Origin of the sequence: Salegentibacter mishustinae (assembly GCF_002900095.1) — a bacterium.
GTDB classification, from domain to species: domain Bacteria; phylum Bacteroidota; class Bacteroidia; order Flavobacteriales; family Flavobacteriaceae; genus Salegentibacter; species Salegentibacter mishustinae.
The window spans coordinates 1,386,073-1,408,594 of sequence record NZ_LLKN01000002.1 but is presented as its reverse complement, the minus strand read 5'-3'; the positions used below and the strand labels follow the sequence as shown (position 1 = coordinate 1,408,594).

The following is a 22,522-nucleotide window of genomic DNA, read 5'->3' as shown; positions in this document are numbered from 1 at the left end:
TATAAAGTTATTAAATGAAATTTAAAATGTTGAAATTTAAAGATGAATAATTCTATGCAGACTGCATTTTAAAATAGATCACTCTTTAACCACAATTAAACTGGCTTTAGCGCCGGTTAGCAAGTTCCATTCTTTAGAAGCTACCAGGTTACCGTTTTCTTCCAGTACTTTTAACTGAGCAGTATTAGGGCCCGATGACCCCTGGTTTAAAGCCTGAAATTCTATATTATTAAATCCGCTTTCTAATGTAACTAAAACTGGACGATAACCACCTCCAAGAACTACGCGTTGAATAAATTTCCCGTTTACATATATATTCACCTGGTCTCCATCTACAAACTGATGATCACGGCAATAAAGCTCTACAAACTTCCCGGTAGTTTTAAAATCGCCTAAATATTGATCTTCTCTATATTTTTCAAGCGCTTCTTTATCTTCTGTCCATCTTTCTTTAACAGCATCTCCAGCGGTCTTCAAATTATTCGGTTTTTCTCTGAAATCTATCTCCTTTGGTTTTTCCCTAAGATATTTACTTTCTTCATTAGATTCTTCAGCACGAAGTATAGGAAAACCAGAGGATCTTTTTTCTGGTTCTGCCTTTAAAATCCCTCCTGTGTTGCTTGTAGCCGGAAGATCTATTTGCCCATAGCTTAGCGCTGAAAAGAAAAGGAATGAAATAGTATATATAAACTTCATAAGATGAATTCTTTAAGCTTGTATTATCAAAAATACGACCAAATTACTTTAAAGTAAAATCTTTTAAAACTAATTGTCAAATGGCAATTTATCTGGTTACGCATTCGCAAAACATTTACTTACCTTTACACTTCTAAGCGAGTTTAAAATATTCGACCCTGGTTCGTAATATTCAAGCAAAAATTAAAAACTACTATGCAGGTAAATCATCTTCTGGAAGAAAATTCAATAGCCGGTAAATTTGTGGCACAACTTAGAGATGTAGAAATTCAAAAAGACAGAATGCGCTTTCGCAGAAATATTGAGCGCTTAGGTGAGATTCTAGGATACGAACTAAGTAAACAATTAAAATTTTCTGCTAAAAATATCAAAACTCCTCTAGGAAATTCTGAAGTTCAATTACCGGAAAGTGAAATTGTGGTCTGCTCAATTTTACGTGCAGGTCTTCCTCTACACAACGGTTTATTGAATTATTTTGATGATGCCGAAAACTCTTTTATTTCAGCCTATCGCCATCATCCAAATAATGATGAGCATTTTGAAATCGTAGTAGAATACCTGGCCTCCCCTTCCCTGGAAGGAAAAACCCTTATTCTTGCTGATCCTATGCTGGCCACCGGTGGATCTTTCGTAAATGTTATGAAGGCTCTAAAGCAAATGGGGACACCAAAGGAAATTCATTTAGTTGCCGTAATTGGTGCCGAAGAAGGTATTTCACACCTGGAGAAAGAATTCCCTGAAGATTCGAAACTATGGATCGCTACCATTGATAAAGAATTAAACGATCGAGGTTATATTATACCCGGTCTTGGTGACGCCGGAGACCTTTGCTATGGTGGCAAACTTCAACATTAAACATCTAAAATCTCTTATAGTTTTCTTAAGTGCTGGGCGCTGGTTTTTATATTTCTTACATTGAAATTGAATTAAAGTAGAAATTAAAAATTAGCATATGAAAGCCGTAGGAATAAGAAAATCACACCCCATAGATCATCCTGATAGTTTTATTGAATTTAATACCGAAGAACCCAAACCGGGCGAGTCAGATCTTTTAGTAAGAATCAAAGCCGTTTCGGTTAATCCTGTAGATTTTAAAGTGAGGCAGAATGCTGCTAAAGATAAGGAACTGGAAGAGCCAAAAATCGTTGGATGGGATGCTGCCGGAATTGTAGAACGGGTTGGTAATAAAGTCACCAAATTCAAACAAGGAGACGAAGTTTATTATGCAGGGGAAATAGACAGGCCCGGATGTAATGCCGAATTTCAGCTGGTCAATGAAAATATAGCCGGGCATAAACCTAAAAATATTTCTTTTGAAGAAGCCGCTGCTATGCCCCTAACCTCACTCACAGCCTGGGAATGCATTTTTGAACGCTTGAATATTGAAGAAAATTCAGGAGAAAACCAGGATATTCTTGTTCTTGGTGGCGCCGGCGGCGTTGGTTCTATTGCTATTCAACTTTTAAAGAAACTCACTAAATTTAATGTGATCGCTACCGCTTCTAGAAATGAAACAGAAGCCTGGTGTAGAAATATGGGTGCTGATGTGATTGTAAATCATAAAAATCTGGAGGAAGAAATGAAGGCAAAAGGATATGAAAATGTAGATTATATCCTGAATTTTTCTGATACCGATATGCACTGGGATGCTATGGCAAGCCTCATAAAACCACAGGGAAATATTTGCTCTATTGTGGAAACTAAAAACACGGTAGATCTAAATAAACTGAAAAATAAAAGTGTGGCTTTTCATTGGGAATTGATGTTTACCCGGGCAAAATTTCAAACTCCAGATATGCATAAGCAACACGAAATCCTGGAAAGAATTTCAAAGCTTTTAGAAGAAGAAACCATTGAAACTACGCTTAATAAAACTTTTCTAGGTTTAGATCCCGAATCTTTTAAAGAAGTTCATAGCCTGCAGGAATCAGGGAAATCTATTGGGAAGAATGTGATTTCATTTTAAGAAAAAGAGGTTGTTTGGAAAGTTTAAACCGTCACCCTGACTTGGTTTCCGAGCCTGCCCCGATTTTCATCGGGGGTCTAATATGATTAATCATCAAAAATATTAGATTCTGAAATAATTCAGAATGACGAATTAACTTAAATCCAAACAACCTCTTTAATAATCAATAATTGCAATTAAATAGAAATTTAAACTTCTTGCTTTCTGGCTTTAGATTCATAATCTATATATCCCTTTGCTCCCGGAACATAAAAAGTATCTGTATCCCAATCTGAAAGCGGAATGTTTTCAGCGAAACGCTCAACTAAATCTGGGTTTGAAATATAAGGTTTACCAAAAGCAACCAGATCTGCGTTACCTTCTTCAATAACCCTATTACCAGATTCCTGATCAAAGTCGGCATTAATCATCAAAGTTCCATCATACATTGGTCGGTATCTTTTCGCGATCTCTGTTACCGCGTATGGTACCTCAGAAACATCATTAAAAGGTTCTGATAAATGTAAATAGGCAAGATCATAATCGTTAAGCTTCTTGATAATATAATCGAAAGTAGGAATGGTTTCTTCATCCATCGTCATCCCAAAAATTCCGTGCAGAGAAGGATTCAGTCTTAAACCAATTTTATTTTCAGGCATTACTTCTTTAATCGCATCTATTGTCTCAAAAAGTATTTTTGCCCGGTTTTCTATACTTCCGCCGTATTCATCATTTCTTTTATTAGAAGTCCCATTGAAAAACTGGTGAAATAAATAGCCATTTGAAGAGTGAATTTCAATTCCGTCAAAATCTGCTTCCATAGCATTTTTGGCAGCATTTTTAAAATCCTGAACAGTTCTTTTAATATCTTCAATACTCATTTCTTTTGGCGTAACCGTATCCTTAAAGCCTTCATAGGTATAAGATTGTGACTCAGGATTTATTGCTGAAGCAGATAATGGCAAATCTCCATTATGAAAATCCGGATGAGACATTCTGCCTACGTGCCAAAGCTGAATGAACATTCGGCCTTTAGCCTCGTGCACCTTTTTATTTACCATTTTCCAGCCTTGCACCTGTTCTTTACTGTAAATACCTGCCGTATTCACATAACCTACAGCTTCTTTAGATACCTGAGAACCTTCGGTAATTATTAGGCCGGCAGAAGCTCTTTGGGTATAATAAACATCATGCAGGCCTTCAATAGGTGCATTTTCAGGATTATCGGCTCTACTTCTCGTCATTGGAGCCATTACCACTCTATTCGGAAGTTCTAATCCGTTTAAATTATATGATTGTAATAAAGCTTGTTCTTTACTCATAGTTTTATAAAATTAAATTTATTAATCTTTTTCTTAGCAATTTTTTCAGCGCTAAAGTAAATTAAAGGAGGGAGAAATTTGTTGATATATGTTAGTAGCAGCTGTTAAGATATGTTAAGCTAAGTTCTTGCTAAGCTTTATAGTTTAAAGACCTGTTTTTTTAGTCGTGAGAAATCGGGAGATTCGAACTGATGCGCTTTTCCTAGACCGATTATATTATTAAACTAAAAAAGCTCCTTTCTAAGTCGGCTTAAACTTTCAGGTTTTATACCCAAGTAATTTGCTATTTGGTAATTAGGTACCCGAGTCTCGATCTCTGGGTATTTTTGACAAAATTCAAGGTAACGCTCTTTGTTATTTTTTTGAAGAGAAGATAAAATTCTACTTCTTAAAGCTACAAAGGCATTAGTAGTTTTTATTCTGAAAAAACGTTCAAATTTTGGAATCCTTTTATATAAGGTTTCAAGCGTATCGCGATGAAGCCCCAAAAGCACCGAATCTTCTATGGCTTCCACATATAACTGTGCGGGGTAATTTCCGAAGAAAGCTTCAAAATCGCTTATCCACCAATCTTCTAAAGCAAATTGAATAATATGCTTATTACCATTTTTGTCGAGATAGTAAGCCTTTAAACACCCCTTAACCACGTAATATTCGCAATCTACGGCCTGCCCGGGTGCAATTAAGATTTCTTTTTTAGCAATATTCTTTTCGGTGAGAATTCCTACAAATTCACGCTGTTCCTCCTTAGAAAGTTCAATTTTTGAAGTAACGTGTTTTAGTATTTCCTGGTGCATTTTTCAACAATAAATTAAGAATTTAGGGGGTAACCCAGAGCTATAATTAGGTAAAAGATTTGCAAAGTTTCGAGGAAACCTCGTACTACTAAACCCTTTGGAGGGATTAAAAAGGATATCCAATAGCAAAATTCAACACGGGATTTGCATAATCAAACTCCCAACGCTCACCTTCAGCTAAAGCAGGATCGTGTAGCGGTGCTGCAAGATCTACCCGAATCACAAAACTTTGAATATCTACCCTTAAGCCAAACCCGGTACCAATACCTAATTCATTCATAAAATCTTTACTGAATTCGCCACCATCTAACGTACTATTTTCTCCTGTGTACCAAACATTTCCGGCATCGGCAAAAACAGCACCGTATAAATATGGAAAAAGTGGAAAGCGATATTCAAGATTTGCTTCTAACCTTATATTCCCGGCTTGGTCAAAAAAAGCACCATCTTCACCTTCCGGTTCGTAAGTTCCGGGACCTAAAGAGCGGATATTAAAAGCTCTAACACTATATGGTCCTCCGGCAAAATACTGTTTGGTAAATGGTAAAACATCAGAATTCCCATAAGGTAAACCATAACCGGCGAATAGCCTTGAAGCTATTTTTGAATCCTTTCCTGTTTTTAAGTGATACCTCAAATCTATATCGGCTTTTGCATATTGGGCATATCTCAATCCTAAAAATGTTTGCGGATCTTCTTCGCTATGACCGCTAATAGCGTCCACTAAATTTCCGGCTACATCTAAGGTTGAATTCAGAAAAAACTGATGCGTTTTATTTTCATCAATAAGTCCGTTATAAGTGAAAGAATAAGTTAAACCTGAAATAAACTCCTGGTTAAAACTGTTCTGTAAAAATGGATTATCTCTAAGGATTTGCTCAAATTCCTGACTGGTTTGTCCCAGGTTTACATAATTTACCGAAACAGGATTAAACTCGTGGGTAACGTAGCGATTAGCATTCCAGATATAACCAAATTTAGCCGATACCGAACCGAGGCTAAATAATTGACTCCGGCTAAGGTAATCTAAGCCTAAACTGGTCTTAGTTTTAGGGATAGAGTACGAAAACCAGTTTTCGTTGATATCGATAGGAAATAACATCCTGGGAAAAATTAGATCACCTTCCAGCCCTAGTTGAATACTGTTTAAACCGGCCTGGGTACCGCCACCAACCTGGAACTCATAGCCAAAATCTCCGGTAATATTTAAAATTTCACCACCTTTAAAAAGGTTCCTGTTAGTGTAACCTAAGGCCAAACTTGGTCCTGTAAAACCATTAGATTTAGTTACTGCCCGTACTTCTGCTCTTAACGAGCGCTTCTTTAAAGGAGATAAATAAATATTAGTTTCTAAAACCCCGAGACTGTCGGTAGAAAGACTATCTATTTCCTGGTAATTGATATTTACAAATTTATAGGCGCCAATATTTCCCAACCTTCTGGCGGTATTCCGGGAAGTTTCAGGATCATAAAGCTGCCCTTCTTCAATAAGTAGGTAAGGATCTAAATGTTTAGGTTTAAAGAAAAGTTCCTTTTGGAAAAAATTCTTTTCCGCATAACGTGTTTTGGTTGTAGAACTATCGGTTCCTACCTCGTAATTCGGGTAAACGTTAACACTCTTAATTTTATAAGGAATAATACTTGGCGTAGGAACATCTTTTTTTAACCTTAAAAAAAGATCAAACTTTTTTTGTGCATATTGATTGGTATCAGCTTCAAAAATTAGAAAGCCAGAATTAAAATTATAATATCCTTTAGCCTTTAAATCTCTATCAATTCTTTCCCTTTCTAGTTTCATTGTCGAAAGATCAAACCGCATTCCTTCCTCCAGGGGCGAATTTTCTATACTCTTACTTATCTCCTTATAAATTTGAAGACTGTCTGAATCTAATTTATATTTTTCGAGCAAATAAGGTGTGGGCACATCTACCGAATAAGCCACACTCATTTTCTTCATTTCTTCTTTCCTATTAACCGTAGAAATAACATTACTGTAAAAGAAACCTCGATTTTGCAGCCTGTTTTTAAGTAAGTCTTCTGTTCTTACAGGATCTACATCGCTAGCATAAACCGGCTCCTCACCTATCTTTTTATTTAAAAACTTATTTATAAAACCCGGCTTCTCGCGCTGGGCTTTATAATGAAAATATAATCCTGGCTGCATTCCTAAAAATGAGCTATTAGGCTCCGGACTTAGAACAGATTCTAAGTCGGTCTTTAATTGGGAACGTTGTTTTATAGTTGTATCACTTTTTATAGAAATTGTTGCCCCGGTGTATAGCATTTTACCCTCTGGCACAAATTTCTTTACATTACAAGCCTGAAATAGTACAAGAACTAAACAAGCAAGCATAATATATTTTAAGTATATTTTCATCTATTTATAACTTCAATCTTAAGCTTTGATTTTTTCCAGAGTTTATAATTCTTCCAATTATTAAAGACACTTTTTAGCCAGTACCTTTCTGGTTTTATTCATTATTTTCCCTCTCGTTATTTTCGGTTGAATTTTCTTCTTCCTCTTCTTTTAAAAAGAAATTATCCCATAATTCTTGAAATTCATTGAATTCGCGGGTAAAAATAAAGGCTATTCCGCTAACAATGAGCTGCCCATCTATAACATTTTCAAATTCATTTCTTCTAAAACCTTTTAATCTAAAACGGCCATTTTCGGTAAGTAAATATTCAATACTTACATTTCCTATTAACGGGCTGGCTTCTTCTCCCGGCCTATTGCCCCTCTGGACGCCTACCTCGCTACCTACACTCACAATTAAACGATCGTCAAGTAAAGACTTTTGGGCTTCTATATCAACCTGGGTGCGCTGCGTTGCAGTACTTCCCTGGTAATCGGTATAGCTATCTACGCCAAAATTAAGTTGTATACCGGTGTCTCCCAATAATTTATCGGAAAACATATTTAATTGATCGACCAAAGCCTGGTTTAGATTGTCTCGGGCAATCGATAAATTTCCACCGCTGTCTCCCGCATTATTGGAGGATGGATAGAAGCGATTCAAAACCAATAAGGAAAAGACCTGTTTATTTAACTCGGCTTCCTGAGAATTAAGCTGTTGCAATCTTCCATAAACAGCTCCCCCACCTGCACCTCTTTCATCATCGGGCATTTGGAGGCCAAAAGATAATTTAGGTTGCATTAATTCACCATCTACATTTAGATAGACTAAAAATGGTAATTCCCGTCTAAACTGGTTGCCTTCACCGGTAGCCATAAGGGATGCAGGTGAAGTTTCTACCCGGTAAATAGCGCTCACATCTAAAGTAGCATCAAAAGGATCTCCTGCCCAGGTAATACGGCTACCTTCGGCAATTTCAAATCTTCTTTTTACTAAATTATAAAGACTCATTTCATAATGACCACCGCTCATCGTATAACGGCCTGCCAGCGTCATTCTTCCGTTAGGAGAAATATTAAAATCTAATTCTCCATCCCCTTTAACTCTGAAAGTATCACCGGTTTGCTCGTCTATTATAATATTAAAAGCAGCTTCTTCATTGATATTGATTAGTGCGTTAATGTTATACCCCGTAAGCGTAGCCGATTCTTCTTCCTCATTTCCGGTTAAAATATCATCTGGATCTTCCCTGTTTGTAAAGATCACGATACCATCCCTTTCCTGCATTGCCAGTTCCTCTTCCGGCATTACATAGGTAAAGTCGGTATTAGAACCTATGGTAATATCCATATCTAGGTTTGGGACATTAAGATCTCCGGTAAGTGTGGCATCGGCATCAAAGGTGGCGGTTCCGTAGAAGAGCTCATTGTCTTCTTTTGTAGAATTTAGTACCTGAAAGTTTCTAGCTCTTAGATCAAGATCGAATACAGGATTAAGCAGGTTATCTATAAGCACTTCGCCATTTACTACAAACGAATTGGAATCTTTATCCTCCACCCTAAATTCATTAAAATAAACTCCCTTGTTATCAAATTCTAATGTTTCTGACGGAAATGTGAACGGAGCATTTAATAAAGCTACTCTAAATTTAGCCTGGTCAAATTTAAGCTCCCCATTGTATTCTGGTTCTGTGGTTGTACCCCCAAGAGTTAAATTACCCGAAAGGCTACCTTCTCCATTGGTTATGGCACCCATAGAAAATCCTTCCAGGGTTTTCATACTAATCTTATTAATATCCATATTCATATCTACCACAGTGGTAGAATCCAAGGCCTGGATATCACCGTCCATATCCAAATCTACATTTTCTCCTTTTATCGCAAGACCAACATTATATTGAAAATCGGCTTTTGGGGTAGAATTTAAGCTTAGCTGGCCTAAAGGAACCTCCATTACGTTTAGTTGATTTATTTCCAGGCCTGCTAAAATCCCAATTTTCTGTAAAGGATCTTCAAAAACCAGGTGTCCGTTTAATTGGCCTGTGGCAAGTTTTTCTTCAGGATTAATGTAATTAAGCAAAACTCCCAAATTGAAATTATTAAATTGTAACCCAATATGATTTTTATCTGAATACGAAAGTTCATCGCTTAAAATCATTTCCTGATCATTACGATTTAACCTAAAATTGTTAGCACTAATTTCCTGATCGTAAACCAGCATTTCATTGTTTTCAGCGATGTTCCACTCTTTTTTGTTTAAAATCAAATCTTCAGGATTTATATGAAACCTAAGATTGTTTCCGGGTTTTGTGATTTCTGAAGCTACGTGAAATAAGCGCTCTTCCCCCTGAATAGAGGTAAAATCAAGGCTAAGTTTATTTTCCGTAAGACTTCCGCTAAAATCGGTTTCTTGAATAGCGATTGGACCCGAATTAATGGCTTTAAACCCAAGATTAAAATCAAAGTTATCAGGATCTGAATTTAACCTGAATTCAAGACTGTCAATTTCACTGCTGTAATAATTTATATATGGCAAGCTCACCAAAGCATCCAGCTTTCGCTCTTTTTCATTAAAGTCTGCTTCAATATTTATGGTATCCAATTGTTCTAAATTAGATAGAAAAACTTCATTTAAAACAGGCGCATCCTTAATTATACCTCGTAGTTTTAAACTTACCGGATGCACGGTATCTAAAGGATCTACCTCGGTAAAATAAGACTCATAATGTCTATTTAATGCCGCTGTAAAATCTGCAGGATCAGCATTCGATTTCAGATCCAGGTCTAGAATTTTATTGCTAATCTGTACCGAAGTGGAATCTGGCCGTACAAAAGCATGCGCATTTAGATCTCCCGGGAGATAGGTGCTATTATCATAAACCACCACCGCTTCAGTAAAATCGGCATAGGTTTCATATTCTTCAGCATTTCCTTCAAACTCTGCATTCAATTTAAAACCTAGTCTAATATCCCGGGAAGCAAGTCCTAATTCCTGCAGCCTTGCGCCTTTAAGGTTTAAATTTAGATTAGCCTTTGGTTTCACTGAATCCAGTTCTACCTGGGAAGTAAGCTCCAATTCTAAATTTTCGCCTTTATAGCTGGAGGCTATATCGCCCTTACCATTTTCGATCTCGCCGGTAATATTAAGATCATTTATCTCGTAGTTGTTATATGAAAATGAAGTGATAGTAGCGTCTAAAGTGGCATCGAGGGTATTTACGGTACTTCCACTTCCGGTGGTTTCCAATTCCAGGTTTAAAGCACCCAGACTTTCATTTTGTAAAAGATTTCCGAGCTGAAGTTCTTCAGAAGACATTTTTCCTTTAAAAGCGATCTCTTCTTTATTGGTAAAATTCCCGTCAATACGAATATCTCCTTCAGAAGTTTGTAAAAAGGCTTTAGCAGAAAGGTCTTCCGGACTTCCTCTGAAGTTTCCACTTAGCTGAATATTTTTCGGGATGCTTATGCCAAGGTCTTTTTTGCTTACAAAACCGGTAAGATCTGATTTTCTAGATTTTGCGCTAAAACGAGGAATATCAAAGCTTATGTTATCTGGATTGGTAGCATTATAAATATTTCCGTTAGCGGAAAATGAAGTGTTTTTCCAATTAAAATTAGCTCTTGAAATTCCAATAGAAGATAATTTACCCGAAGCTTTAAGGTTCCCTGAAACTTTATTGCTAGCCAATTCCTTCATATAAGGGTTAGACTTTAAATCTGGCTGAAACCTAAAAGCCTCCTTCACATCTACCAGAATTGTTGGTAAATTGACTGAAAGTTCTGCCGTTTCGTAATTGTCTATCAATTCCTGAACAGAATTATAATTTAAACTCGCCTCCCCTTTTAATTGATTTCCATTTAAAGCCAATACAAGCTCTGAAAGGCTTGATTGCGTATCTTTAAAATTTAGATTAAAATGAAGTTCATTTAGATTAAGTCCTGAAGCTTCCTTGAAATTTAAAGCAGCAACTTCTGCTTCTGCACTTTTATCTTTAAAAAATAAATTATTTGCTCTAAAATTTAGAGAATCTAAAAACAATGCATTAGCATTAAATTCCCCTTTTTTGGGTTCTGCCCCGTCTACCATATAACTTAAGTGATTTTCAGAAAAGTCTATTTTATCTACGGAAACTTTCCACTCGGGCCAGGTAAAAGGAACAGGTTCAGTCACCGTGCTATCCTGCGACTTCTCTAGAGTTTGCATTTCTAGTTTTATATCTGAATTTTGGAGTGCAATTTCAGCGACTTCAATCTCCTGGGTTTTGAGATCCATTAAAGGAACTTCCGCTAAAAATTCATTTATATCAATATTGGCATTTATTCCATCGGGAACAGAATTATAGTTTAATTGTACATTTTCCAAATTAAAATTATCTACCACTAAATAAGGCATTGGCGCAGGCTCCTCATTCTCGGGAACGGGAAACGGCTTGTTCTGCAAATAAGTCACTTTTGTATTCTTGAGACTGGCATTTTCTGCTCGAAAATCCATTTTTTCCAGATCGGTTTTCTCGAATTCCAGGATAAGCTCACCCAGAGAAATTTGGGTATCGATACCCATCACATCATCTTTAAAAGTAATATTGAAATCTTTAAAATTAATATTACCTATATTAATTTCTTGAGTAGCTGTAGTGTCTTGTTGAGTTGATTGCTGGGTGGTTTGAGTAGAATCTGTTGCGAAAGCTTCCATTAAAAACTCATAATTGAAACCGTCAATAGAATCTTTTCTAACAATATTGGCCTTTAAGCCTTCCCAGTCTAAATTGTCTACACTTATAGCATTCCCCTGAATAATTGGCCAAATGGGAATATCGGCTTCTAGTGAACGTGAGTAAACCAGGGTATCTCCCTTTTTATCCTCCAGGTAGAGACCATCTAATTGAATATTTCCGGAGAAAGTAATAAAAAGTTTATCCAGCGCGATCTCAGTATTGGTTTTACTGGAAATATTCTTTACCACCTGATTCTTTATTATATCCTGTCCCCAGGGACTTCTAATAAAAAGTAACAATAGTATTATAAAAATAAAGAGCCCCGCAAAGAATTTTGCGAGGACCTTTAATATTCTATATCTTTTTTTCTTCTTCTTTTTTTCGTTTTCCAAATCCTATAATCGCTAGAACTTCAAATTTATCGTATTCCGGGAGTAATTTAAAGTTTTTAAACCTAAGATTTAGTTAATTAAGCTCTATTCTAACGGGTTCAATTCCATATTCGGAATTGTTGTAGATTTAGCGGTGTCCTCTGGTCCTGAAGAAGATTCGAGAGGGGTTTATTGCAAAAAAATACAGTTCTAATGCTTCAGCTGCAATAAAGCTTAAAATTCCAATATTCACTATAGCAAGATGAGAGTCTGAATCACTATTTTAAATTATCACTGCGGAAAATCAGGAAAAAATATAAAACGCTGAAATTTAGTTGTGTAACAACACATGAGTTTCTTTTTCTTTTAGCATTCCCCAACTAAAAGTGTGCAATTTCACCACAGTTTTTAGTGGAAATCCACAATTTTAGACTTATGCTAAATCACAAATAAATTATTCCCTTAATTTAATTTCGGTAGCTGGAAGCCCCGTAAATCACATAGAATGAGAAGTTCAGAAATTAATAAATATTGGCTCCTGGTAAAATGTTGATTATTATGCTCAACTGGTATGGTTCTCGCCTAAAATGTATCAGCCTTTAAATAACCAAATCTAAAACTAAGGCCTAACTTAAAAAAATCCGAAATATGAAGAGAGCAATCACAGTTACAGTTTTAGCAGCAACAATGCTAAGCTCGTGTGTATCAAAGAAAAAATACGTTGCACTGGAAAGTGAACTTGATGATACCAGAAGTACACTGCAAAAAACGCAAGTAGAAAAAGAAGAAATTGAAGAAAAATACGCTCGAATAGAAGAACGTGTTGCAGATTATAACTCAAAGATCAATTCTTTACGTGAGGAGAACGATAGTAAGATGGAAATGAACGATCTTACCGTGATGTCTAATAACAATAAGGATAAAATGCGAGCTACCATCGCAAAAATGAATCCTGAGAAAGTTGCAGAGGCTAAAACCTTAGAGGATTCTATTAACCTTGCGGTTTCTCATAACTTAAAGAGTAATATTTCTGAAGGATCTGACGATGAGGATATTGATATCACCGTTGATGAAACTGTAGTGATGATCAACGTTTCAGATAAATTATTATTTGGAAGCGGAAGCTACAGAGTTTCTAATAATGCTCAACCTTTGTTGAAAAAGCTTGCCGAGGTGATCAATTCTGAGCCTGCAATGGAAGTTATGATTGAAGGACATACAGATGACCGTACAATGGTTGAAGGTTCTTATATCCAGGATAACTGGGACCTTAGTGTAAGAAGAGCAACTTCAATTGTACGTTTACTTCAGGACAAGTATGATGTTGCACCAGAGAAACTTATTGCAGCAGGAAGAAGTAGTTACCAACCTTTAGTAGACAATACTAATAACGAGAACAGAGCAAAAAACAGAAGAACCAGAATTGTAATTATACCTAACCTGGATAAATTCTTCGCAATGTTGGAGTCTGAGTAAAACTCATTTTCCCATTAAAAATATAGATGGCCTAAAAAGATTGATTTTCTTTTTAGGCCATTTTTATTTAACCAGATTTTAACCTCGTATTTTCTTTAAGTTTCCTCCTATTTGTTAATTTCAAGAAAAGAAAAATTATGAGTAAAGAAGAAAATAAGAAAAAGTATAATTCTGATATCACTGCGGAAGACAAACAAGCCTTGAATGAAAAAGGTCGCAGTATGAATAAAGGTCAGGATAAAGATTTGGATCGTGAACAACCGGTAGATTTTACAGCTGATAATTTGGATATCCCGGGAAGTAATCAAAACAATAAAAAGGACAAAGAGGAACTGGTAGACGAGGAAAACTATCGTTTTAATAAAAAAGGAACTTCTGATAAAAAGAAAGGTCTGGACGATTTACCAGATCCTGATACAAAATAAGATAACTAACTTAATTTAAAGAATATCTTTAAAAAACCTCCTGTAATAAAATATAGTAGCAGGAGGTTTTTTTATCCAATTTCCTGATTCATTTCAGAAAAACGCTCTTTAGCTTTTTTGATTAATTCGTCAGAATTAATTCCGGTAAGCTTTCCTTTATATTTTAAAACTTTTCCTTTAGCCATAACCATATTTATATTGCTGGGTAATGCTGCTTCAATTACCAAGTGATAAGCTTTATTTCCGGTAGAGAAATTAAGATCATCTTTTTTTAGTAGGACCAAATCTGCGGTTTTACCTGGAGTTATAGAGCCGGTTTCATTATCAATACCGAGATTTTTTGCTCCTTGAATGGTAGCCATTTTCAGAAGCTTTTTCGGATTAATATAGAATTCGTTTTTAGCATTTGCGTTTGCTAAATTTTGAAGCAATTTTAATGTATCCAATAAATGTGCATTACCGGTTAAAGCAGTAGTATCAATACCAACGCAACAATTAATTTGCGACTCGTTTAACTGATTAATTTTAGGCAGGCCGTAACCAATACGCATTTCGGAATATGGGGTCATGGTAATACTCGCAGCAGTTTTTTCTACAAATTCAATTTCCCTGGGAGTAATAGCGTTACCGTGAATAATATTGACATCTTCAGCTAAAAGGTTTTTGTTATAAAGTGAGGCTATTTGCCCTTTCTGACTTTCGTTAGAACTTGCGTGAATAGTAATTCTTAAGCCTAAATCCCGGGCACGTTTCCAATCTAACATAATATCCTGATAATTAGCATAACGGGACCCCAGACCTAACTTGATATCATTATATTTTGAATCTGATTCTATCAGCTCTTTTAAGGTTTTTATTCCCCTAAAATCTGTAGAATCACTTTCTTTCATATTTCGATAAGTTCCATAACTCACGTGACCACGAAGGCCCATTTCGGCCATAGCATCAAAACTAGCTTTTACATATTTCCAACTTCTTGCATTATGATTGTAATCGCTAATACAGGTTATCCCCGAATGAATTGCTTCTGCAATGGCGTATTTTGCCGCAAGTTTCATGTCCTCCGGTGAATATAGTTCGGAATACCTTGCGGTCATTTTAAAATACCCTTCCTGCAGGGAATTTCCTGACATACTTCTTAACAAGGAAGTCCATAAATGCCAATGACAATCTATAAGCCCCGGAATTAGAATTCCGCCTTCAGCATCAATAATTTCAATTCCCTGCGGAATCTCGATATTCTTTGAAACTTCGGAAATTTTTCCGTTTTCAACTAAAACCATTCCCAAAAAATCGCCCACAGAATCGTCCATGCTTAAAATTTCAGTGTTTTTTATCAGGTAGGAATTCTGCTGAAAATTCAGGAAATCATGATCTTCAGAAAACACAGAAAACGGACCAATAAGTCCACTTAAGCCCAAGACTCCACTATTCTTTAAGAATTCCCTGCGATCTTTTGCCATTATTTTTTCTTTAAAAGATAGTAATCCAGTGAAAATTTTCCTGCGCCTGTAAAGAAAAGTAAAAGAAAGCCACCCATATATAATAAAGGTAATTCCTGCCTACCAAAACCATCTGTCCAGTGAACAATAATTGCGGCCACAGCCATCGTAATTATTAAAGGTATCGAAGCAAAGCGCGTAACCCAGCCTAGAATAATAAGCATAGCGCAAACAAATTCTGCAAAAACTGCAAATGTAAAGGTGACAGTCTCTCCTAATCCAATAGGATCTGCAAAAACAATCTCCTCACTTCCGAAAAATGTAAGCAGTTTTGGAATTCCGTGCGTAAGCATTAGACCTCCAATAATTAGTCTAAATAGTAAAAGTCCAAAATCGGTGTTTTGAAGATTAAGACTTGTAGAGTAAGAGTTTTTCATAAATAAGCAAATTAAGTTGATTAGTTAAGACCCCTAATTTACTCATATTCTTCTCACAACCTAAAATTTTAAAGTTAAGCTGTATAGGCTATAAGCAATTATTAGTACAGCAAAAACCAAATAAAATATTAGCCATTTTCAACTAGCTAACTTAAATAAATCATAAAAAAGATGCATTTCGTCGATTTTTCATGCATTTCAACGATTTTAACTGGAATTATTTTATATCTTTAAAATACGAAAATCTATTTAAGCAGTTTGAAGATGTTACGAATAACAACACTAATCTTATTTTTATCAATTATAACAGTAAATAGCTTGTTTTCTCAGGCTTCTGCCACGGCTAATTTTACAGCTTCAGCTACCATTATTCAACCTATTGGAATTACCACCACTAATAATATGCAATTTGCCAATATTGATGCTAGAAATGGTGGTGCTGTAATTTTAACTCCTGAAAATACCAGAATAACCAATGGAGACATTGAACTTGCTGAAGGTGGAACTGTTTCTGCCGCGACTTTCGAGGTTACCGGCCAAACGGGTTTTGCGTTTGGTATTAGTTTACCAAAAGGAAGTCATAGGTTAAGTAGCGGTAGTGAAAGTATGCTTCTTCAGGATTTTACAACTAATTATGATGGTTCTTCAATAGCCGGTGACGGTAAAACTATTAAAGTTGGAGCAAGTTTAATTGTAAATCCTAATCAGCAACCCGGCAATTACAAAACCAATGGTGATTTACAAGTTACCGTGAATTACAATTGAAAATTCTTCAATAAAAACTACTATATCGTTGTAGTTTTATCATAATTTTATCTAAAGGTGCATTTCAACGAGTATTTTATCTTGATTATCGAATAAGTTTCATTCGTGTGAGGGTTTACCCCCATATTTGCAGTGTTAAACATTTGAACCCAAATCAAAATAAATACAATTAAAATGAAAAAAATTACTTTTATCCTACTAGCCCTTATTTCTGGAACTGCTTTTGCGCAAGAGAAAGCTACTGGCACTGCTCAAGCATCCGCTGATATTGTTAGCCCAATTACAATTGAAGGACAGGAAGATTTAAATTTTGGAAAAGTTGCAAATAATACAGCTGGTACCGTAGTCGTAGCTACGGATGGAAGCGCTTCAGGCCTATCACAAATAGGAACAACTACACCTAAAGCTGCTACTTTTGATGTTACTGCTGCAAATGGCTACGCATACTCTGTGACTCTACCAACTACTGTTACGCTAAAAAGTGGCGATGATGAAATTAGTGTAGATTCATTTACAGATAACGCTGGAGCAAACCCAACTGGATCAGGGGGAATTCAAACAATTGGAGTTGGTGCTACTTTAACAGTTGCTAACGGACAAGCTACTGGAAATTATACAGGTGAATTTCAGGTAACTGTTTCTTACGAATAAATCATATTAACTTATATAGAAAACGCCGCCCCTGTGGCGGCGTTTTTTAGTTTAAACTAATTTTTATCTAATCGTTTTTACAAAAATCACAATGAAAAATTATCTTTTCATTTTATTTTTTAGCTTATTCGGATTTAGCGTATATGCGCAAAATTCAGCTTCCGCTACGGTAAATAGTAGGGCAACGGTTATAGATCCTATTAAAATTGATAAAACAGTAGACCTTGATTTTGGAAATGTAATTAGTGCTTATAACCCCGGCCAGGTGATTTTATCGCCAGATGGTTCACGGGTTGCTTACGGAGTGCAGATTTCCAACTCTATTCCTGGAACGGTAAATCCTGCAGAAGCAGTGGTAACCCACGGTAATAACAATTACTCCATTACGCTGCCCGAACAATTCACTTTATACAACCAGGAAAATCCTAACCAAATTCTTACAATAGATCAATTTACGGTTGCTCCCCAGCAAGGCAATGTAACCGATATTATTAAAATTGGTGGTACTTTAAACCTGGAAGCTAATCAGACTTCCGGCTTTTATACGAATTCCTCCGGTTTTAACGTGACGGTTTCTTATAATTAAATTTAGATTTCCTTAACAGGCAAATTCTTATTTATTATCTTTGAAACCAACATTATAACATAAAAATCCCGCCCCACGGATATGATTAAAAAACTACTTAGCCCCCTACTCTTATTATTCATTTTTATTTTTTCAGGATTGGGCACTTACGCGCAAGGCGATCTTATGATTATGCCTAAACGTTTGGTCTTTGACGGTTCCGAACGTTCCCAGGAAATAAACCTTGCCAATACCGGTAGCGATACGGCTGTATATGCCATTTCTTTTGTGAATTATAAAATGACCGAAAAAGGAAATTTTGAACAGGTAGAAGAGCAAGAAGATGGTCAGCGTTTTGCCGAAGATTTTCTAAGGTATTTCCCACGTCGTGTTAGTTTAGCGCCGAATGAGGCCCAAACCATCCGTGTTCAATTAACCAGAACCGGAAACTTAGAACAGGGCGAATACCGTTCGCATATGTATTTTCGAGCTGTGGAGGAGCAAACTGCCCTTGGCGCTGAAGAAACAGAAGAAAGCGAAGGAATCTCCATCAATATCAAAACCGTATTTGGGATTAGTATTCCAATTATTATACGTGAAGGAGAATCTACTACCCAAATTGATCTAAATGAGCTTTCCTTAAATACCGAAGGAGAGAATCCAAAACTATCTTTAGTTATTAATCGCTCCGGAAACATGTCAGTTTACGGGAATCTTACCGCTACTCATATTGCCCCCGATGGTACCGAAACCGAAGTTGGGATGGTAAAGGGAGTTTCAGTTTACACCCCAAACAGCAAGAGGTATTTCAGTTTTGAACTTAGAAACGCTGCCGAAGTAGATTTGACTGGCGGAGTTCTAAAAGTAAGCTATTCTGAAGATAAAGGAGACACTTTAGCTACTAGAGAAATAGAACTTTAGGGTTTTAAGGCGTATGAAAAAAAACTACCCTCAACTTTCCTCTTATTTTAAGCCGGGATTTTTTCTGGTGGTTTTTTTGTTTTTTTCATTATTTAGTTTCGCACAGAATAATCTAAATGTAAATAATTCTTACACTATTAATGGTTTTGAGAGATATGATAATGTGTCTTTACCCTCAAACAATTCAGTTTTAACTGTGAATGGAACCCTGGTAGTTGATGGAGATTTTATAATGGGAGGAAACAAATCCCAATTTAAAATGGGTTCTAATGCCAGAGTTATCATTTTTGGCGATTTAGATGCTTCCAATCAGGTTGAATTATCAGTATCCAGTTATTTAATTATCCACGGTAACTTTATAAAAGGAGGTTCTTCTAATCAGGGAGAATTAAATGTAGACGATGGAAATATTTATATTTATGGTGAAGTGGATAATTGGGGTAGTGATTTTACTACCTGCGGAGACTATTTAGGAAATACTAACGAAATTAATGAGCAGGAGTGCGAGTACGGGACTGAGGATGATTTTATAAATAATCCTGATATTCCTGATGATATACTTGAACTTAGTAATTGTTATGATCTAAAGGTAAATGATCAAAATATTTTTTTAGGGAGTAATGCAATTTTTACTGCTTCCGAAGCTAATCTTCAAAATGTTGAATCCTTCCAATGGCAAACAAAAAATAATGAAGGTAATTGGATTAATCTTCCTGGGGAAAATCAATTTGAATTCCAAATTAATAATCCAGAATTAGAAGATTCGGGAAAACAATATCGAGTTATCGTTCAGGGAAGTAATGATCATTGTAAAATTTCTATTTCAAATTCTGCTGTTTTAAGGGTTGTAAAACCGATTGAAATAGTTGACCAACCTAAAAATGTAATCATCTGCCAAAATAATGAGGTTAATTTTAATGTAAAAGCTGAAGGTAAAATTATCTCTTATCAATGGCAGCGAAACGATGGAGGAAATTCTGAGAATTTCTTCGATATCAGTAATAATACGTATTTTCAAAATACGCAAACTGCTAATTTGATAGTGAATGCTAGTGAAACCTGGTTAGATAGCAAAAGATTTAGAGTAAAAATCACTGCTGAAAATGGTTATACCCTTACTTCGAATTCTGCTCTTTTAACAGTGAATAAAGCTCCACAAGGTATTTATACTCAGCCTAAAAATGAGGTAGTTTGTGAAGGCAATGATATATCCTTTCAAACTTATACATCAAACAACCAACGCCAGTGGCAGGTTAGTGAAGATAATGGAAATACCTGGAGCTATATCTCTAATAGCGAGTATTATCAAAATGTGAATGGAGAAAGACTGGATATTGTAAAAACCCCTGTAAATTTTGATCAGAATCTATACCGGTTAGAAGTTTCTAATCAAAACTGTAGTGTCTATTCCAATCCTGCAAGTTTAAGTGTTTATAACAATCCTATAATTACTAGGCAACCTCAGGATATCACTACCCCATTCGGTGAAAATGCTATTTTTGAAACTCAAGTTTCTGGTAACAATATAACTTATCAATGGCAAACTTATAGTTCAAATTGGTACGATATCAATGATAGTGAGAATTACAGCGGCACCAAAACCGAAAAACTGGAACTTATCACTGTAGGATATTGGCCTGAAGATGGTTCACGTTACAGACTTTTAGCAACTAATGAAAATGGTTGTATTTCTATCTCAGAGGTGGCAGTTTTGAATGTTGGACAAAATCTATGTGAAACTGAAAACACCTGGACCGGCACCGAGAACACCAACTGGAACAATACCAATAACTGGAGTTGCAATAGCCTACCAACTTTAGAAACCAATGTCTTAATTCCCGAAAATTTAGCTTCAGGAAATTATCCCAAAATTTCTGCCGGAACTAATGCCCTATCTAAAGATTTAACGATTGAAAATAATGCGAGTGTAGAAGTAACTGATAACTGGTTACGTATTTCAGGGAATTTGACTAATAATGGAATTCTAAATACCGAAACCGGAAGCGTTTCTTTTGAAGGAACTTCAGCGCAGATCATTCCAAATTCAGCTTTTGAAAATAATCTAATACAAAATCTACAAATCGACAATCCTTTGGGAGTAACTTCCCAGGCGATTATTGAAATTACAGGAACTTTAAAAGTTGAGGATGGAAATTTAGATACCGGAAATGAATTGACCTTAATTTCAAATGAAAACCAAACTGCATTTATAGACGGTAGCGGAAATGGAGAAGTAATTGGCCTGGTGAGTATGCAGCGTTACCTGGACAAAGCCTTTGGCTATAAATATTTTAGTTCGCCATTTCAAAATTCGGTTGTAGGCGATTTTGCTCCTTTTATGGATTTCTCAGATCCTGAAAGTGGTTTTCCACATTTTTATAGATATGAAGAAAACCGAAGAGTAGACAGTCTGGACCTTGATGCCACGGGATGGGAAGCTTACATCGAGCCTACTAACACCTTGAATATTTCTGAAGGATATGCACTAAACTTCGGTACTTTTTCTGCTCCACAAACCATAGAATTGATTGGAGAAGTTAATAATGGACCAATTTCTTCCGGACAATTAGAAAACAATCATCGCAAATATACCAAAGGTTTTCATTTAGTAGGGAACCCCTACCCTTCACCAATAGATTGGAATGCCACCAATGGATGGACTCGAGATAATATTGATAATGGAATTTATTTCTTTACCGCAAGTGATGATAACCAATACACCGGTACATATACTGCATTTGTTAACGATATTTCCACTGGTTATTCAAATGTAGATGGCAGTTCAGAGAATATTATTCCTTCTATGCAGGGCTTTTTTATTAAGGTTAGCGATTCTGATACTCAGGATTTGATAACCGGTAGTTTTGGAATGGATAACAGGGTGCGTACAAACAATTTTAATCAGGAATTCTATAGGGCGCAAATTACCGAGCAAAAATCACTTCTTCGTTTAGAAGCAGGTTTTAAAGGAGCTAACCGAAAAGATGCTATGGTAATCTATTTTTCCTCGTATGCCACTCCTAATTTTGAAAAAGAAATGGATGCTCATAAATTAATGAATACAGATCCTGCAGTACCCAGTTTTTATAATATTACCACAGATAAAAAAGAACTCGCGATTAATGCAATTCCATTTCCGGAAAGCAGGAGTTATAAAAAAATTCCACTGGGAATAAAAGCTGATCAAAATGGCCCGATGCAAATCAACTTAGCCTCCATAGAAAATTTAAATCCGAATTTTAATGTTTATTTAATCGATCACGTAAAAAGTATCGGTCAGAATTTAAATAGAGATCCTGAATACACTTTTAATATTAAAGCAGGAACCCATAATTCCAGGTTCGAATTAATGTTTTCTGAAGAAGAAGTTCCAAGTCCGGCAATTGCGTTTAATGAACCTTTTGATGTTAAAGTTGAAAATGATAATGTAGTGATAGAGCTAAATTTAGAAGAAAGCCAGCAAGGAATTTTAAGAGCGAGTACTATTACCGGGCAAATACTCCAAATTAAACAAGGGCGTGGAAAAGACCGGGTGATTTTTGATGGTATTACCAGTGACGGAGTATATATTATTAACCTTCAGGTAGGTAAAGAAAGACACGCCAAAAAAGTAGTCATAAAAAAGTAGAGAAAACAAT

Annotated in this window: 16 protein-coding genes; 9 read left to right on the top strand and 7 right to left on the bottom strand. The window is 35.9% G+C overall.

The genetic code is table 11. The features are described 5' to 3' along the window. Positions 1-78 precede the first annotated feature (78 nt). Positions 79-696 carry a hypothetical protein gene (locus APB85_RS09290; RefSeq protein ID WP_057483087.1) on the bottom strand — a complete coding sequence of 206 codons (618 nt, stop codon included), beginning with the start codon at positions 694-696 and terminating at the stop codon, positions 79-81. A gap of 195 nt (positions 697-891) precedes the next feature. Here APB85_RS09290 and upp point away from each other — a divergent pair, with 195 nt between their 5' ends. Next, a complete protein-coding gene (upp, locus tag APB85_RS09285) occupies positions 892-1,551 on the top strand; it encodes a uracil phosphoribosyltransferase (protein ID WP_057483086.1) in 660 nt (219 codons plus the stop codon). Positions 1,552-1,648: 97 nt separating this feature from the next. Further along, positions 1,649-2,662 (top strand): zinc-binding alcohol dehydrogenase family protein, encoded by a 1,014-nt coding sequence (locus APB85_RS09280; RefSeq protein WP_057483085.1) that lies wholly within the window; start codon positions 1,649-1,651, stop codon positions 2,660-2,662. A 188-nt stretch (positions 2,663-2,850) separates the two neighbouring features. Here APB85_RS09280 and APB85_RS09275 read toward each other — a convergent pair whose 3' ends face one another. The 4 genes from APB85_RS09275 to APB85_RS09260 all read right to left on the bottom strand — a co-directional run bounded on the left by APB85_RS09275 (position 2,851) and on the right by APB85_RS09260 (position 12,130). After that, positions 2,851-3,963 carry an alkene reductase gene (locus APB85_RS09275; RefSeq protein ID WP_057483084.1) on the bottom strand — a complete coding sequence of 371 codons (1,113 nt, stop codon included), beginning with the start codon at positions 3,961-3,963 and terminating at the stop codon, positions 2,851-2,853. Positions 3,964-4,187: 224 nt separating this feature from the next. After that, positions 4,188-4,760, bottom strand: coding sequence for a Crp/Fnr family transcriptional regulator (locus APB85_RS09270; RefSeq protein WP_057483083.1), 573 nt, complete (start codon positions 4,758-4,760; stop codon positions 4,188-4,190). Positions 4,761-4,866: 106 nt separating this feature from the next. Continuing rightward, a complete protein-coding gene (tamL, locus tag APB85_RS09265) occupies positions 4,867-7,137 on the bottom strand; it encodes a translocation and assembly module lipoprotein TamL (protein WP_057483082.1) in 2,271 nt (756 codons plus the stop codon). 94 nt (positions 7,138-7,231) lie between these two features. Then, on the bottom strand, positions 7,232-12,130 hold the full coding sequence (locus APB85_RS09260; protein WP_229792218.1) for a translocation/assembly module TamB domain-containing protein: 4,899 nt from the start codon (positions 12,128-12,130) through the stop codon (positions 7,232-7,234). 720 nt (positions 12,131-12,850) lie between these two features. Here APB85_RS09260 and APB85_RS09255 point away from each other — a divergent pair. Together APB85_RS09255 and APB85_RS09250 are read left to right on the top strand one after the other, a co-directional pair. Further along, complete coding sequence (locus tag APB85_RS09255; protein ID WP_057483080.1) at positions 12,851-13,678, top strand: OmpA/MotB family protein; 828 nt, start codon at positions 12,851-12,853, stop codon at positions 13,676-13,678. Between the two features lie 137 nt (positions 13,679-13,815). Further along, on the top strand, positions 13,816-14,103 hold the full coding sequence (locus APB85_RS09250; protein ID WP_057483079.1) for a hypothetical protein: 288 nt from the start codon (positions 13,816-13,818) through the stop codon (positions 14,101-14,103). Positions 14,104-14,174: 71 nt separating this feature from the next. Here the strand turns inward: APB85_RS09250 and APB85_RS09245 are convergent, their stop codons facing one another. Continuing rightward, entirely contained in the window at positions 14,175-15,566 is a 1,392-nt protein-coding gene (locus tag APB85_RS09245) for an amidohydrolase family protein (protein ID WP_057483078.1), read from the bottom strand. Next, positions 15,566-15,982 (bottom strand): DoxX family protein, encoded by a 417-nt coding sequence (locus APB85_RS09240; RefSeq protein WP_057483077.1) that lies wholly within the window; start codon positions 15,980-15,982, stop codon positions 15,566-15,568. The genes APB85_RS09245 and APB85_RS09240 overlap by 1 nt, the downstream gene beginning before the upstream one ends. 264 nt (positions 15,983-16,246) lie before the next feature. On the opposite strand from APB85_RS09240, the gene APB85_RS09235 reads away from it, so the two are divergent. The 5 genes from APB85_RS09235 to APB85_RS09215 all read left to right on the top strand — a co-directional run bounded on the left by APB85_RS09235 (position 16,247) and on the right by APB85_RS09215 (position 22,512). Then, positions 16,247-16,747: a DUF4402 domain-containing protein gene (locus APB85_RS09235; RefSeq protein WP_057483076.1), complete on the top strand. Its 501-nt coding sequence runs from the start codon at positions 16,247-16,249 to the stop codon at positions 16,745-16,747. Positions 16,748-16,921: 174 nt separating this feature from the next. Continuing rightward, a complete protein-coding gene (locus APB85_RS09230; protein WP_057483075.1) occupies positions 16,922-17,398 on the top strand; it encodes a DUF4402 domain-containing protein in 477 nt (158 codons plus the stop codon). Positions 17,399-17,489: 91 nt separating this feature from the next. After that, positions 17,490-17,984 (top strand): DUF4402 domain-containing protein, encoded by a 495-nt coding sequence (locus APB85_RS09225; RefSeq protein WP_057483074.1) that lies wholly within the window; start codon positions 17,490-17,492, stop codon positions 17,982-17,984. 81 nt (positions 17,985-18,065) lie between these two features. Then, positions 18,066-18,884, top strand: a complete 819-nt coding sequence (locus tag APB85_RS09220) for a fimbrial biogenesis chaperone (protein WP_083482234.1) — start codon at positions 18,066-18,068, stop codon at positions 18,882-18,884. 13 nt (positions 18,885-18,897) lie between these two features. Then, on the top strand, positions 18,898-22,512 hold the full coding sequence (locus APB85_RS09215) for a hypothetical protein (protein ID WP_057483073.1): 3,615 nt from the start codon (positions 18,898-18,900) through the stop codon (positions 22,510-22,512). Positions 22,513-22,522 lie beyond the last annotated feature (10 nt).

What these genes read in the sequence shown, in the direction of transcription:
- APB85_RS09280 (WP_057483085.1), top strand. Translation starts at nt 1,649, where the DNA reads ATGAAAGCCGTAGGAATAAGAAAATCACACCCCATAGATCATCCTGAT.
- APB85_RS09270 (WP_057483083.1), bottom strand. Translation starts at nt 4,760, where the DNA reads ATGCACCAGGAAATACTAAAACACGTTACTTCAAAAATTGAACTTTCT.
- APB85_RS09245 (WP_057483078.1), bottom strand. Translation starts at nt 15,566, where the DNA reads ATGGCAAAAGATCGCAGGGAATTCTTAAAGAATAGTGGAGTCTTGGGC.
- APB85_RS09275 (WP_057483084.1), bottom strand. Translation starts at nt 3,963, where the DNA reads ATGAGTAAAGAACAAGCTTTATTACAATCATATAATTTAAACGGATTA.
- APB85_RS09255 (WP_057483080.1), top strand. Translation starts at nt 12,851, where the DNA reads ATGAAGAGAGCAATCACAGTTACAGTTTTAGCAGCAACAATGCTAAGC.
- tamL (WP_057483082.1), bottom strand. Translation starts at nt 7,137, where the DNA reads ATGAAAATATACTTAAAATATATTATGCTTGCTTGTTTAGTTCTTGTA.
- APB85_RS09240 (WP_057483077.1), bottom strand. Translation starts at nt 15,982, where the DNA reads ATGAAAAACTCTTACTCTACAAGTCTTAATCTTCAAAACACCGATTTT.
- APB85_RS09225 (WP_057483074.1), top strand. Translation starts at nt 17,490, where the DNA reads ATGAAAAATTATCTTTTCATTTTATTTTTTAGCTTATTCGGATTTAGC.
- APB85_RS09215 (WP_057483073.1), top strand. Translation starts at nt 18,898, where the DNA reads ATGAAAAAAAACTACCCTCAACTTTCCTCTTATTTTAAGCCGGGATTT.
- APB85_RS09235 (WP_057483076.1), top strand. Translation starts at nt 16,247, where the DNA reads ATGTTACGAATAACAACACTAATCTTATTTTTATCAATTATAACAGTA.
- upp (WP_057483086.1), top strand. Translation starts at nt 892, where the DNA reads ATGCAGGTAAATCATCTTCTGGAAGAAAATTCAATAGCCGGTAAATTT.
- APB85_RS09250 (WP_057483079.1), top strand. Translation starts at nt 13,816, where the DNA reads ATGAGTAAAGAAGAAAATAAGAAAAAGTATAATTCTGATATCACTGCG.
- APB85_RS09230 (WP_057483075.1), top strand. Translation starts at nt 16,922, where the DNA reads ATGAAAAAAATTACTTTTATCCTACTAGCCCTTATTTCTGGAACTGCT.
- APB85_RS09220 (WP_083482234.1), top strand. Translation starts at nt 18,066, where the DNA reads ATGATTAAAAAACTACTTAGCCCCCTACTCTTATTATTCATTTTTATT.
- APB85_RS09290 (WP_057483087.1), bottom strand. Translation starts at nt 696, where the DNA reads ATGAAGTTTATATATACTATTTCATTCCTTTTCTTTTCAGCGCTAAGC.